A 13,971-nucleotide genomic window follows, 5' to 3' on the forward strand; every position below is an offset into this window, starting at 1 on the left:
GTGGGTGAAAGATGCAGGGTCCCATCCGGCCCGCGAGGTGCGGGCCGGGCGAAGCGTGGGCCATCGGGCTGGATGTGCTTGAAACCGAGTGCGTGTTACGGCAGCGGGATGAACTCGTCCGCGTCGCCCGGTGGCAGGTGGAAGCGGCCGTGGGTGAAGTCCCCTTGCCGCCACGCTTCTTTGGCGGCATCGATCCGCTCCTGCGAGGACGCGACGAAGTTCCACGAGATGTAGCGCGGCCCGTTCAGTGTCTCTCCGCCAAGCAGCATCAGGCGCGCGCCCCGCTCCCCGGCCTTGACGCTGATCCGGTCACCGGGACGGAACACCATCATGCGACCTGCCTCGAAGGTCTCGCCGGCCACCATGATCGACCCTTCGGTGACATAAATGCCGCGGTCCTCGTGATTGTCCGGAAGCGGCAGCGCGGCACCGGGGGCAAGCACCGCATCGGCATAGAAGGTTTCGGTAAAGGTCTTGACCGGCGCCGTCTCGCCATAGGCGGACCCCAGGATCAGGCGGATCTGATTGCCGCCTTCATCAAGGAAGGGCAGCGCCTCCTGTCCGTGATGCTCAAAGCTCGCGGCCTGATCCTCGGCATGTTCGGGCAGCGCCACCCAGGTCTGGATGCCAAAGAGCGAGCCGGGTTTGGTGCGCATCTCTTCGCTGGTGCGCTCGGAATGGGTGACGCCCTCACCCGCGATCATCCAGTTCACCTCGCCGGGATAGACCATCTGGTCGGCGCCGGTGCTGTCGCGGTGATGGAATTCCCCCTTGTAGAGATAGGTCACCGTGGCCAAACCGATATGCGGATGCGGGCGCACGTCGATGCCGCCGCCGGTCAGGAATTCTGCCGGGCCCATCTGGTCGAAGAAAATGAAGGGGCCGACCATCTGGCGCTTGGGCGCCGGAAGGGCGCGGCGCACCTCGAACCCGCCAAGATCGCGGGCACGGGGAATGATCAGCGTCTCGATGCTGTCGAGGCTGCCGCTATCGGGACAGTCGGGGTTCTGTGAGGGATTCCAGCTCATGTGCGGGTCCTTTCGGGATATGCCAAGGGGGGGATCAAGGAGCGGTTCGGCGGTTTCTGACCTGCCTCACCATCAAGGAGAAAAGCGGGACGGGCGATGCCTATTCGTCCGATGCGGCAGTGGGCGGCGCGTCAGGCGGCCCCAGGTAGACAGTGCAGACGCGATAGCCCCGCTCCGCCAGCTGCGCCGCGAACTGACCGATCCAGCGTGGCAAATCGCGGACGCTCGTCCCGAAGACGATGCCCGGCAGCGTGACGCCCCTGTTGACGTCCCGTGTCAGCTGCCGGCGCATCTCGAGATCCGGATCAGGAGGATCGAGCATCAGCAAAAGGGTGTCCCTGGCCGCGCTGACATCAATGCAGGCCAGCAGACAGGGCCAGCCCGTCGCGCCAGGCAGGATCCTTAGGAACGCCCCCGCCTCACCCGAGGGGTCGGCCATGAGGGCACCCGGACCGCAGATGTGCAGGAGCAGCATGCCCTGATCGGCGGGGGCCGACATCTCGACAACCCCTTCGACCGTCGGCAGCCAGGTCCCGTCCATCGCCGGCATCAACCGGCCTTCGTCGTTCTGCTCCTGCGAGGTCATGCCAGAAGCCCCTCTGCGCGGTCCTGCGCGAAATGCCGCCGCCAGACATGTGGACTTGTGCCCATGGCGCGACGGAACTGGCGGCCAAGATGCGCCTGATCCGTGAAACCGCAGGCATAGGCGATGTCGGCCAGCGTATCGAGCGTTTCCAGCATGAGGGTGCAGGCCTGCTCCACCCTGCACGAAAGGACGAATTTCTGCGGCGTTTCCCCGAAGCTGGCGCGGAAGGCCTTGCAGAAATAGCTGGTGCTGAGGCGGGTCAGCGCGGCCAGTTCATCATTGGGCAGACCCCGTTCGATGTTGCGCGCCACGTGGGCCCTGACCTTCGCGATCTGCCAGGGGGCAAGACCGCCCGTCGCTGCCTCGGCCGTCGTCGCGCTGGCCGAGGCGACCAGGCGGCGCGCCGCCACGATCCGGGCGCGCACATCGGCGTCCACGGTCGCTGCAAGCGCCCCGTCGAGAGCGGCCGTCATTTCGTTGAACAGGACGGAGGGGAAGGTAACGATCTGGGGGGTCATGGGTCACTCCTCATTCTGCCGACCCGATGTCGGCCTTGAGACGAAGATGACGCATCGCCGGTTCCGGCGGCAGTTAAGTGTCGTGAAGATCTGTTAAGCGGCGGGTGCGCGGTACCATGGGGCGCCGGCCGTTTCGCCACGGGCAAGCGCGAACATCTCGCGCTGCATCTTGCTCGCCTCCGGTGTGGACTTACCACGGTATCCGTCCACAAAGATCCGCCAATGGTGCAGAGCATGGCGCGACGTGGTGGCCTGCAAGGCGTCCAGAAGCTCTTCCGCGAAGGCGGTTTCTTCCGCGGCCAGCGCCACGGGTATGCAGGCGATGGCCAATCCGTAAGAAACCGAAAGCGCATGATCCAGTTCCAGCGCCGCGGCTGCGCAGCTGCGCGCAAGTTCCAATGCGCCGGGCAGATCGCCAAGCATCCATTGCAGGCGCATCAACAGGGACATCGCCGCGATCCCACCGTCAACCTGCGCGTGGTTTGAGTGGGTTTCGCGCTCCGGGGCCGCGTCGAGACGCATCAACCCCTCCAGCAGTTCTAGCGCGGTCTCGTGATTTCCCAGGAAATGATGCGAGAGGGCACGCATGTGATCCGCGGTCTGACGGTTGGATAACGCCGTGTCCGCCGGAAGCCGGGCGGAGAACGCCTCGGCATGGCGCAGGCTTGTGGCATAGTCGCCTGCCAGGATCGCGTGGGCCCAGATTCCCCAGAGCGACCTGAGCACCAACGGCTCGTCCTCAAGACCGCGCGCGACCTCAAGCGCCCGAGCAAACGCCTCCCCCATCTCCGGGATCGGCCCTCGGACATGCCACAAGGCATGACCGTACCCGTTCAGAAGTTCGACCAGATCGGCATCGGCGTGATCCTCGCCCAGAAGCGCCAGCAGCTCCTCCGCGCGCGACAGGTATTCCGACGCGAGAGACAGATGGAACCACAAAGGCGCTCCTTGGATCAGCAAGTGCAGCGTCTGCCGTCCGCCCCCGCTTTGGGCTTTGGTCCAGTCAAGCGCCGCCCGCAAGTCTTCCAAGTAACGTGCCTTGCCGATCAGCCAGTTGCGCTGTGCCCCGCCTTCCCAGGCAAGCGCCGTGTCCGACATAATCGTGAGCAGCCGATTGACATGGGCCTCACGCGCAGCACGCAGGTCACCGCTTTCCCCCAGTCGCTGCAATCCGTAATGCCGCGTCGTTTCCAGTAAACGAAACCCGCCCCTGGTACTGACCACCAGCGACTTCGATACCAGCTCATGCAGCGTGTCCCGAGTCACCGGCGGACTTTCCCCAATGACCGCGCGCGCGTCCTCCAGCACGAATTGCCCTTGGAACACTGATAGTCTGTCAAGACTGCCCTGCTGCCTAGCGTCCAGCAGCCCGTAACTCCAGTCGAGTGCGGCGCGTAGGGTCTGGTGGCGCGGGAGTGCGGTGCGCCGGCCACGGGTCAGCAAGGCAAAACGGTCGCCAAGGGCATCTGCAATGTCCCGGGATGTCATCAGGTCGCTGCGACTGGCGGCCAGTTCGATCGCCAGCGGCATGCCGTCCAGAGTGCGGCAGATCTCGGCCACCGCCTCCGCATTGTCCGCGCCCAACTCGAAATCATTGCGCACGGCCCGGGCGCGCTCTGCGAAAAGCTGACAGGCAGCGCTGGAGGGAACGGCAGCCGGATCTTCGGGAAGGGCAAGCGGAGGCAGGCGGTACACCCATTCCCCCTCGATCCGCATGGGTTCGCGGCTAGTGAGCAGGATCATCTGACTTGGCACGCGCTGCATGAGTGTTTCAGCCAGATCGGCCACCGCTTCGAGCACGTGTTCGCCGTTGTCGAGAAACAGCAGGTGCGGCCGGGCACTCAGGGTCTCTACAATCCGGTCAAGTCCGTCCTCCTGCGTCCCGCCAAGCGCTGCGGCGAGGCTGTTTGTCACGTTTCCCGGGTCGTTCAGCGGGGCAAGCTCCACCAGAACAGGCGGCACAGCCAGTTGCGCGGAGACCTGACGCGCCACTTCCATCCCGACCGTGGTCTTGCCCATACCGCCCGCCCCGGCGATGGTCAGAAGCCGATGCTCGGTCAATGCCTCGCACAGCTCCGCGATGACACTTTCCCGACCGATGATAGAGGTCAGACGCAGGGGCAAGCCCGCCATCCCCCTGTTGTCCTGAGCCGCTGCACTTTGCACGGTAACCGGCAGCGCCAACCGATACCCGCGCCCCGCCTCATTCACGATGGTCGGATGCCCGGCAAGAGGGTCAAGCACTTTGCGCGCGGCAGACAAGTGGACACGAAGGGCACTCTCGTCGATGGCCTGCCCGCCCCAGACCTGTTCGAGCAGGGCGTTGCGGTGAAGAAGCTCGCCCTGCGCCTCGGCCAGCGCCGCCACGAGGCGCAGCGCACGTGCTCCAAGCTTCACGGGCGCACCCGTGTGCTTCAGGTCCATGGAAGGCATTTCCAGGGTAAAGGGGCCGAAAGAATAGGAAAGGATCATATGCACCCGCAAGTATGCTTCGCGCCTGTGAGTCGAGGGCACATTGGCCCAGGACGCGTATCTTGCCGGGCTCTCCGGTGAAGGCAACCGGAAATAGTTTAACTTAGCAATTAGGACCGAATTCTTCGGGGGAATGCTCTGCTCGACTTCCCTGCGGCAATGATGGTTAGAGGTCGCGGGTAGGTTCGCAGGTGCCGGATGCTGCGCTAATTTCGAGTGACTGCTTGTGGTATCACCGTGTTTTCCCGACGATGGTGTCCGGCACCGTTCGCCGCGATGGCACGCCTCATGCTGCTCACGCAGCGAATGACCGGAAAGTCCGCATTGCCGCCATTGGTTTCTGGTGCAGCGAATTCACAATTCCCCGCCCATCCTCGACCTTAGTTTGTGTCGCAATGAACGACTGTTTTCTGTCCCGATCTTGAACTGGCGGAGGACCGAAATGACCATGCAAAGCGGAAGTCAGGCGAACTGATGGTTGTTGTCCGCCCCTGACCGGCAACGGTCGCCGACCTGATCTCCGGGGCCCCTCCCTCCCTTCGCACCCGCAGCGCAATTGAAACAATTCGACATGATTGAAACATACTGCTGAAAATCCCTCCTCCTAGCTTGCCAGTGTCGGTCCTGAAACGGGCTGCAGGGCAATTTCCGGAAATTTCCGGTTGAAGGTTGCGGCGGCAGGGCGTTTCATGGGCGGCAGGGAATGACCCCGGAACAACCGGGGCGCCTTCAAGGGATTTGCCCGCTGTCACGGCATGACCGCGGACAGGGCGATCCTCCAGAACAAGAATGAAGCATCTTGTCCGCGTTCCGTCGGACGCGGGATGTTTCAGGGGAAGAAACGACATATGGTTGGGTCGGCCAGCGCTTCACCGCGCGGGGAGGACACCTTTCCGAAGATCCTTTTGCACAATGCGAAGGTCCTCGGGAACCGGACGGCGTTCCGGGAGAAGGAATTCGGGATCTGGCAAAGCTGGACCTGGTCCGGGGTGTTGGAAGAAATCCGCGCATTTTCCATCGGATTGCAGTCTCTCGGGCTCACGGCCGGAGACAAGATCGCCATCGTCGGCGCGAACCGGCCGAGGCTCTACTGGGCCATGGTCGCCGCGCAGGCGCTCGGCGCCGTGCCGGTGCCTGTCTATGCGGACAGTGTCGCCGAGGAGATGGCCTTCGTGCTCGGCCACGCGGAAGTCCGCTTCGCCGTGGTGGAGGACCAGGAGCAGGTGGACAAGCTTCTGTCCATGGCCGGGGAAGTCCCGTCGCTGCAGCATATCATCTATGACGAGCCGCGCGGCCTGCGGGACTACGACCACACCCGGCTGCACGACTATGCCAGCGTCCAGGAGATCGGCCGCGACAAGCTGCGCCAGTCGCCGTCGCTCGCCGATGAATGGGAGCGCGGATTTGCCGGGGCCACGGGCGCCGACATCGCCGTGATGCTTTATACGTCGGGCACCACCGGGCGCCCCAAGGGCGTCATGCTGTCCTTCGACAATCTGATCGTGTCGGCCCGCAACGCCAATATCTTCGATCATCTGGACGAGAGCGAGGAAGTGCTCGCCTATCTGCCGATGGCGTGGATCGGCGATCACGTGTTCTCGCTCGCCCAGGCCTTCACCGCCGGCTATTGCGTCAACTGTCCGGAAAACATGGACACGATCGACGTGGACCGGCGCGAGATCGCCCCGACCTATTTCTTCGCGCCGCCGCGCGTCTTCGAAAACATGCTGACCATGATCATGGTGCGGATGGAGGACGCCGGGAAGGCCAAGCGCGCCATGTTCGACTACTTCATGGGCGTGGCCCGCAAGGTCGGCGAGAAGATCCTCAACGGCGAGACGGTGGGGCTGAAGGACCGCCTGCTGTATCGCCTGGGCGAATTCATGGTCTACGGGCCGCTGAAGAACCGCATGGGCCTGACCCGCATGAAGGTCGGCTACACCGCCGGCGAGGCGATCGGGCCGGAGATCTTCCAGTTCTACCGCTCGCTGGGGCTGAACCTGAAGCAGCTCTACGGCCAGACGGAAGCCAGCGTCTATATCACCCTGCAGCCGGACGGCGAGATCTACGGCGATACGGTCGGCAAGCCGGCGCCGCAGGTGGAGCTGAAGATCGCCGACAACGGCGAGGTCATGTACCGCTCGCCGGGGGTTTTCGTCGGCTATTTCAAGAACGACGAGGCCACCGCGAGCACCAAGACCGAGGACGGCTGGGTCCATACGGGCGATGCGGGCATCATCGCCGACAACGGCCATCTGAAGATCATCGACCGGGCCAAGGACGTGGGCAAGCTGACCGACGGTGCCCTGTTCGCGCCCAAATACATCGAGAACAAGCTGAAGTTCTTCCCGAACATCAAGGAGGCGGTCGCCTTCGGTCACGAGCGGGACATGGTGGGCGTGTTCATCAACATCGACCTGACCGCCGTGGGCTCCTGGGCCGAGCGCAACAACGTCAACTATGCCTCCTACCAGGAACTGGCCGCGCACCCGGACGTCTACAGGATGATCGAGGGCCATGTGGACCAGGTCAACCGGGATCTGGCCCGCGAGCCGATGATGGCCGGCGCGCAGATCCGGCGCTTCCTGGTGCTGCACAAGGAACTGGACGCCGATGACGGCGAGCTGACCCGCACCCAGAAGGTGCGCCGCAGCTTCATTACCGAACGCTACGGGCCGCTGATCGAGGCGCTCTACGACGGTTCTTCGGAAAAATACGTGAGCACGGAGGTCACCTTCGAGGATGGCCGCAAGGGGGCCATCGAGGCCACGGTGGAAATCCGCGACATGGCACTTCATGTCGCCGGCAAGAGCTTTCAGGAGGCTGCCGAATGAACGCTTTTGTCGCCGACAGGGCGCCTGCACCGGTGGAGGACGCCGGCGAGCGCGAATTGCTGCTCAGGGTCGACAACGTGTCGCTGGCCTTCGGCGGGGTGAAGGCGATCACCGACATCTCCTTCGACATCCGCAAGGGCGAGATCCGGGCGATCATCGGCCCGAACGGCGCCGGCAAGACCTCGATGCTCAACGTCATCAACGGCTTCTATCATCCGCAGGAAGGCACCATCACCTGGCAGGGCAAGGTGCGGCGGAAGATGAAACCCTATGAGGCCGCCAGCCAGGGCATCGCCCGTACCTTCCAGAACGTGGCGCTGTTCAAGGGCATGACCACGCTGGACAACATCATGTCCGGCCGGTCGCTGAAGATGCACCGCAATTTCTTCTGGCAGCTGCTGTGGCGCGGCCCGGCGGAGCGCGAGGAGATCGCGCATCGCAGGAAGGTCGAGGACATCATCGACTTCCTGGAAATCCAGGCGATCCGCAAGACGCCGGTGGGCCGTCTGCCCTATGGCCTGCAGAAGCGGGTCGAGCTGGGCCGGGCGCTGGCCATGGAGCCGGAACTGCTGCTGCTGGACGAGCCCATGGCGGGCATGAACCTGGAAGAAAAAGAAGACATGAGCCGGTTCATCATCGACGTGAACCAGGAATTCGGCACGACGATCGCCCTCATCGAACACGACATGGGCGTCGTCATGGACCTGTCCGACCGGGTGGTCGTGCTCGACTACGGCAAGAAGATCGCCGACGGGCCGCCGGAAGAGGTCCAGGCCAGCCAGGCCGTCATCGACGCCTATCTCGGCGTGAGCCATTAACGGGGGGATACAGTTATGCTCTACGACATATTCATCGATCCCTTCGTACAGATGTACGACATGCCGGATTTCTTCCTGCAGGTCCTGTGGGAAGGGTTCGTGGCCGGAATTCTCTACGCCCTGATCGCGCTCGGCTTCGTGCTGATCTTCAAGGCGTCGGGCGTGTTCAACTTCGCCCAGGGCATCATGGTGGTGTTCGCCGGGCTGACGCTGGTGGGGCTGCATGAAAACGGCGTGCCGGCCTATCTGGCGCTGATCCTGACCATCGGCGTGATGGGGGTTCTGGCCTACGGGGTGGAACGGGTGGTGATGCGGCCGCTGGTCAACCAGCCGGAAATCATCCTGCTGATGGCGACCATCGGCCTGACCTATTTCCTCGTCGGTTTCGGCGAATTCGTCTTCGGCGGCGAGCCCAAGCAGATGATCACGCAAGAACTGGGGCTGCCGACCGGCTCGACGGCCTTCGAGATCGGCGACCGGGGGCTGATCATCCTGCAGCATATCGACATCGCCGCGGCGGTCATCGCGGTGATCATGGTCACCGCGCTGGGCCTCTTCTTCAACAAGACCCGCATCGGACGGGCGCTGCGCGCCGTTGCCGACGATCACCAGGCGGCGCTGTCCGTGGGGATCTCGCTCAACCAGATCTGGGCCATCGTGTGGTTCGCCGCCGGTCTGGTGGCGCTGGCCACCGGCATCATGTGGGGGGCGCGTTCGGATGTGTCCTTCGCGCTGGAAATCGTCGCCTTCAAGGCGCTTCCCGTGCTGATCCTCGGCGGCTTCACCTCGATCCCGGGCGCCATCGTCGGCGGCCTGATCATCGGCTTCGGCGAAAAGATCGGCGAGCTTTACTGGGGTGGTCTGGTGGGCGGAGGAGTCGAATCCTGGCTCGCCTACATCATCGCCCTGGTCTTCCTGCTGTTCCGGCCGCAAGGCCTCTTCGGCGAACGCATCATCGAGCGGATTTAGAGAGCCTTCCATGTTTTACCGTGAAGCCGGCCAATTCAAGACGAGCTACAAGGCGGACCAGGCGCTGTTTCCGATCCTGCAGGACCGGATCGGCATCGCCGCCATCCTGCTGATCGCCTTCGTGGCCATTCCCCTCTTCGCCAGCGATTTCTTCCTGACGTCGATCATGATCCCCTTCCTGGTGTTCGCCCTGGCGGCGATCGGCCTGAACGTGCTGACCGGCTATTGCGGCCAGCTGTCCCTGGGAACCGGGGCCTTCATGGGGGTGGGGGCCTATGCGGCCTACAAGCTGACCACCGCCTTTCCGGACGCCAATGTCATTGTCATGGTGCTGCTGTCCGGCGTGTTCTCGGCCGCCATCGGCGCCGTGTTCGGCCTGCCGAGCCTGCGCATCAAGGGCCTCTATCTGGCCGTGACCACGCTGGCGGCGCAGTTCTTCCTGGAATGGTGCTTCATCCGCATTCCCTGGCTCTACAACGACAACGCCTCCGGCGCGATCGAAGTGCCGCGCCGGGAGATGTTCGGCTTCATCGTCACCGGGGCCGAGGCCCTGCCGATCACCCGCTATTTCGTCGTCCTGTGCATCACCGCCGGCATCGCCTATCTGATGGCCAATGTGCTGCGCGGGCGGATCGGCCGCTCGTGGATGATGATCCGCGACATGGATATCGCCGCCGAGCTGATGGGGGTGCGTCCCCTGCAGACCAAGCTGATGGCCTTCGCGGTGTCGTCCTACATCTGCGGCGTGGCCGGGGCGATGATGGTGTTCTTCTGGCTGAACGCGGCCGAACCCTCGTCCTATTCGATCCGCCTGTCCTTCCAGATCCTGTTCATGGTGATCCTCGGTGGGCTCGGCAGCCTGGGGGGCGCCTTCATGGGCGCGGCCTTCATCTGGATTCTGCCGGTGCTGCTGAAATTCGTTCCCGGCATGCTGGGCATGGACATCGCGGCGGAGACCGTGGAGCACGCGACGTTCATGATCGTCGGCGCGCTGATCATCTTCTTTCTGATCGTCGAGCCGCACGGGTTTGCGCGGCTGTGGCAGATCGCAAAACAGAAGCTCAGGGTCTGGCCGTTCCCCTATTAGGCTCAGGCCGGGGACTGCCAGTCTTTTCGCAACGCCATCCGGACCCTGGACCAGGCCGGTGAGGAATGGCGCAACCGGTCCGGCGGCGTGCATCGACTTGCGCCGTATGGGAGGAAAAACATGAAAGACTTCAAGCAATTTGCCTTGGGAACGGCAGTGGCTCTCGGCGTCGGTCTGACGGGCCTCATGGCCCCGACGGCCCAGGCGCAGGACAGCAACTACGTGCCGCTGCTGACCTATCGCACGGGCCCCTATGCGGGATCGGGCATTCACATCGCCAACGGCATGCATGACTACCTGCAGATGCTGAACGAGCGGGACGGGGGCATCGGCGGCGTCAAGCTCGAGCTGGAAGAATGCGAGACCGGCTACAACGCCCAGAAAGGCGTCGAGTGCTACGAGGCCACCAAGGGCAAGGGCGCGCTGGTCTACAACCCGTATTCCACCGGCATCACCCTGCAGCTGATCCCCAAGGCCAGCGTCGACAAGATCCCCGTCCTGTCCATGGGTTACGGCCTGTCGGCGGCAGCGGACGGCAATGTCTTTCCCTGGGTCTTCAACGGGCCCGACACCTACTGGGACGGCGCTTCCGTGGTGATCAAGTATATCGGCCAGCAGGAAGGCGGGCTTGAAAACCTCAAGGGCAAGAAGATCGGCTACCTCTTCCTGGATGCCGGTTACGGCCGCGAACCGATCCCGCTTCTGGAGCAGCTTGCCGAGAAATACGGCTTCGAACTGCTGAAATATCCGGTGCCGGGCGCGGAAATGCAGAACCAGTCCTCGCAATGGCTGAACGTGCGGCGCGACCGTCCGGACTACATGGTCATGTGGGGCTGGGGTGCGATGAATCCGACCGCCATCAAGGAGGCCGTCAAGATCCGCTTCCCGATGGACAAGTTCATCGGCGTGTGGTGGGCCGCGGGCGATGATGACGCGGCAGCCGGCGGCGAAGGCGCCAAGGGCTACAAGGCGCTGAACTTCTCCGGCGTCGGCCCCGACTTCCCGGCGATCGACGACATCAAGACGCATGTGGTCGAGGCCGGCCTGAGCTCGGCGGATCCGGAAACCGTCGGCGGGACCCTCTACAACCGCGGCGTCCTGAACTCGGTGATCATCGCCGAGGGCATTCGCACCGCGCAGGAACTGACCGGCAAGACGGTCATCACCGGTGAGGACATGCGCATGGGCCTGGAAGCGCTCAATCTGGACGAGGCCCGGCTGAAGGAACTGGGTCTGGCAGGATTCGCCCATCCGATGAAAGTCACCTGCGAGGACCATTCCGGCAGCAATCCGGTCTTCATCCAGCAGTGGAACGGCACGGAATGGCGTCAGGCGTCCGACTGGATCGAACCGATGAACGATCTGGTGCGTCCGCTGCTCGAGGCAGCGGCCAAGGAATACGCCGAGAAGAATGCGCCGTGGCCGGCACGGACCGAAGCCTGCCCGAACTGATTGGCAGTCCGCTCCGCCGCGCGCACCATCCGCGCGCGGCGGAGCCTCTCAGGAGTGGACGGAATGACACTGATTGATATCGAACAGCCCGGAGAGGACACGGCGGTGCAGAAGGCCGAGACGATCCTGACGGTCAACAATATCGAGGTCATCTACGACCACGTTATTCTGGTGCTGAAGGGCGTTTCCCTCACGGTTCCCAAGGGCGGTATCGTGGCTCTTCTGGGCGCCAACGGCGCCGGCAAGACGACAACCCTGAAGGCCATTTCCAACCTGCTCGGCGCGGAACGCGGCGAGGTCACCAAGGGCAAGATCGTGTTCGAGGGGGAAGAGGTTCAGGCCCTTTCGCCCAACGACCTGGTCCGCCGCGGGTGCATCCAGGTGATGGAAGGCCGGCACTGTTTCGGACATCTGTCCATCGAGGAGAACCTGCTCACCGGCGCCTATACCCGCAAGGACGGCTACGGTGCGGTGAAGGCCGACCTCGAGATGGTCTACAATTATTTTCCGCGTCTGCGCGAGCGCCGGCAGAGCCAGGCCGGCTACACCTCCGGCGGCGAACAGCAGATGTGCGCCATTGGCCGCGCCCTGATGAGCCGGCCGAAGATGATCCTGCTCGACGAGCCCAGCATGGGCCTGGCGCCGCAGCTGGTGGAGGAAATCTTCGAGATCGTCCGTCAGCTCAACCACAAGGAAGGCGTTTCCTTCCTGCTGGCCGAGCAGAACACCAATGTGGCGCTGAGATACGCCACCTACGGCTACATTCTGGAATCCGGACGCATCGTTCTGGACGGCGACGCCAAGGCGCTGCGCGAGAATGAGGACGTGAAGGAATTCTATCTGGGCGTGGGCGGCGAAGGACGCCGGTCGTTCAGGAACGTCAAACATTACAAGCGGCGGAAGCGCTGGCTGGCCTGATCTAGCGGGCATTAACAGGCGGAGACGACCATGAGCGACACTCAGTTCGATGCGTGCGAGCGGCAGCCGCCGGCTCAGCGCGAGAGGGACCTTTTTGCGAGATTGCCGGACCTGCTGTCGCATGCGGTGGCCAATTCACCCGCATGGGCGGCGCATCTGGACGGTCACGACATCGGCGCCGTGCAGGACCGCAGCACCCTTGCGGGCCTGCCCGTGCTGCGCAAGCATGAGCTTCTGGACAGGCAGCGCGCGGACCCGCCGTTCGGCGGCTTTCTGGCCGGGCCCCTGTCCTCCGCGGCCAGGGTGTTCATGTCTCCCGGTCCGATCTGGGAACCGCAGGCCCCGGGGCTGGATCCGTGGAACGGTGCCCGCAGTCTTCATGCGGCCGGCTTCCGTGCGGGCGATGTCATCCTGAATGCGTTCTCCTATCATCTCACGCCCGGCGGTTTCATCCTGGACCAGGGGGCCATCGCCCTGGGCTGCACGGTGTTTCCCGCCGGAACCGGCAATACGGACACGCTGGCGGAAGCGGTGGAGATCCTGAGGCCCTCGGGATTCGTCGGCACGCCGGATTATCTCAAGGTCATTCTGGACCGGGGCCGCGAGCAGGGCCGGACCATGACGTCCATCCGCAAGGCTCTCGTTTCCGGCGGCGCGCTGTTTCCCTCGCTGCGCGAGGAATATGAGGCCCAGGGGATCGCGGTCAGCCAGTGTTACGCGACAGCGGATCTGGGAGTCATCGCCTATGAAACCGAAGCCCGCGAGGGGATGGTGGTCAACGAGGACTATATCGTCGAAATCGTCCGCCCGGGAACCGGAGAACCCGTTGCCGATGGCGAGGTGGGCGAACTCGTGGTCACCGGTTTCAACAGTCTCTATCCGCTGATCCGCTTTGCCACGGGCGACCTTTCCAGGATCGTTCCCGGCCAGTCGCCGTGCGGGCGCACCAACATGCGCCTTGCCGGCTGGATGGGCCGCGCCGACCAGCGCACCAAGGTGAAGGGCATGTTCATCGACCCGGCGCAGATCGCGCAGATCGTCTCCGCCCATCCGGAAGTGCACAAGGCCCGCCTTGAAGTCAGCCGGATCGGCGAGATGGATGCCATGACGCTCTCGGTGGAAACGGAGGAAACGGGCAACGGCCTGCCGGACCGGCTGGCGGCGACCCTGCGGGAAGTGACCCGGCTGAAGGGGGATGTGCAGCTTGTTCCCCCCGGCGGCCTGCCGAACGACGGCAAGGTCATTGCCGATGAGCGGGAGTACGGCTAGGGCACGATCCTTTCGGCGGC

Annotated in this window: 11 protein-coding genes; 7 read left to right on the top strand and 4 right to left on the bottom strand. The window is 63.9% G+C overall.

The window, feature by feature from the left end; all coding sequences use genetic code 11:
• Nucleotides 1-95: 95 nt before the first annotated feature.
• The 4 genes from DCO57_RS07015 to DCO57_RS07030 form a co-directional block, all read right to left on the bottom strand.
• Nucleotides 96-1,028 (bottom strand): pirin family protein, encoded by a 933-nt coding sequence (locus DCO57_RS07015; protein ID WP_116698150.1) that lies wholly within the window; start codon nt 1,026-1,028, stop codon nt 96-98.
• Nucleotides 1,029-1,128: 100 nt separating this feature from the next.
• A complete protein-coding gene (locus DCO57_RS07020) occupies nt 1,129-1,614 on the bottom strand; it encodes a hypothetical protein (protein WP_116698151.1) in 486 nt (161 codons plus the stop codon).
• Complete coding sequence (locus DCO57_RS07025; RefSeq protein ID WP_116698152.1) at nt 1,611-2,132, bottom strand: AraC family transcriptional regulator; 522 nt, start codon at nt 2,130-2,132, stop codon at nt 1,611-1,613. The genes DCO57_RS07020 and DCO57_RS07025 overlap by 4 nt, the downstream gene beginning before the upstream one ends.
• Nucleotides 2,133-2,225: 93 nt before the next feature.
• Entirely contained in the window at nt 2,226-4,604 is a 2,379-nt protein-coding gene (locus tag DCO57_RS07030; RefSeq protein ID WP_116698153.1) for a winged helix-turn-helix domain-containing protein, read from the bottom strand.
• A gap of 848 nt (nt 4,605-5,452) precedes the next feature.
• On the opposite strand from DCO57_RS07030, the gene DCO57_RS07035 reads away from it, so the two are divergent.
• The 7 genes from DCO57_RS07035 (at nt 5,453) to DCO57_RS07065 (ending at nt 13,951) form a co-directional block, all read left to right on the top strand.
• Complete coding sequence (locus DCO57_RS07035; RefSeq protein ID WP_116698154.1) at nt 5,453-7,438, top strand: AMP-binding protein; 1,986 nt, start codon at nt 5,453-5,455, stop codon at nt 7,436-7,438.
• Nucleotides 7,435-8,256, top strand: coding sequence for an ABC transporter ATP-binding protein (locus DCO57_RS07040; protein ID WP_116698155.1), 822 nt, complete (start codon nt 7,435-7,437; stop codon nt 8,254-8,256). Before DCO57_RS07035 ends, DCO57_RS07040 begins: the two co-directional genes overlap by 4 nt.
• A gap of 15 nt (nt 8,257-8,271) precedes the next feature.
• Nucleotides 8,272-9,225 (top strand): branched-chain amino acid ABC transporter permease, encoded by a 954-nt coding sequence (locus DCO57_RS07045; protein ID WP_116698156.1) that lies wholly within the window; start codon nt 8,272-8,274, stop codon nt 9,223-9,225.
• Nucleotides 9,226-9,235: 10 nt separating this feature from the next.
• Nucleotides 9,236-10,312, top strand: coding sequence for a branched-chain amino acid ABC transporter permease (locus tag DCO57_RS07050; protein ID WP_116698157.1), 1,077 nt, complete (start codon nt 9,236-9,238; stop codon nt 10,310-10,312).
• 120 nt (nt 10,313-10,432) lie between these two features.
• Entirely contained in the window at nt 10,433-11,764 is a 1,332-nt protein-coding gene (locus tag DCO57_RS07055) for an ABC transporter substrate-binding protein (protein ID WP_116698158.1), read from the top strand.
• A gap of 63 nt (nt 11,765-11,827) precedes the next feature.
• Nucleotides 11,828-12,682, top strand: a complete 855-nt coding sequence (locus tag DCO57_RS07060) for an ABC transporter ATP-binding protein (RefSeq protein ID WP_116698159.1) — start codon at nt 11,828-11,830, stop codon at nt 12,680-12,682.
• Between the two features lie 30 nt (nt 12,683-12,712).
• Entirely contained in the window at nt 12,713-13,951 is a 1,239-nt protein-coding gene (locus DCO57_RS07065) for an AMP-binding protein (RefSeq protein ID WP_116698160.1), read from the top strand.
• Nucleotides 13,952-13,971 lie beyond the last annotated feature (20 nt).

This window comes from Labrenzia sp. 011, assembly GCF_003075075.1.
In the GTDB taxonomy this organism is placed as follows: Bacteria; Pseudomonadota; Alphaproteobacteria; order Rhizobiales; family Stappiaceae; genus Roseibium.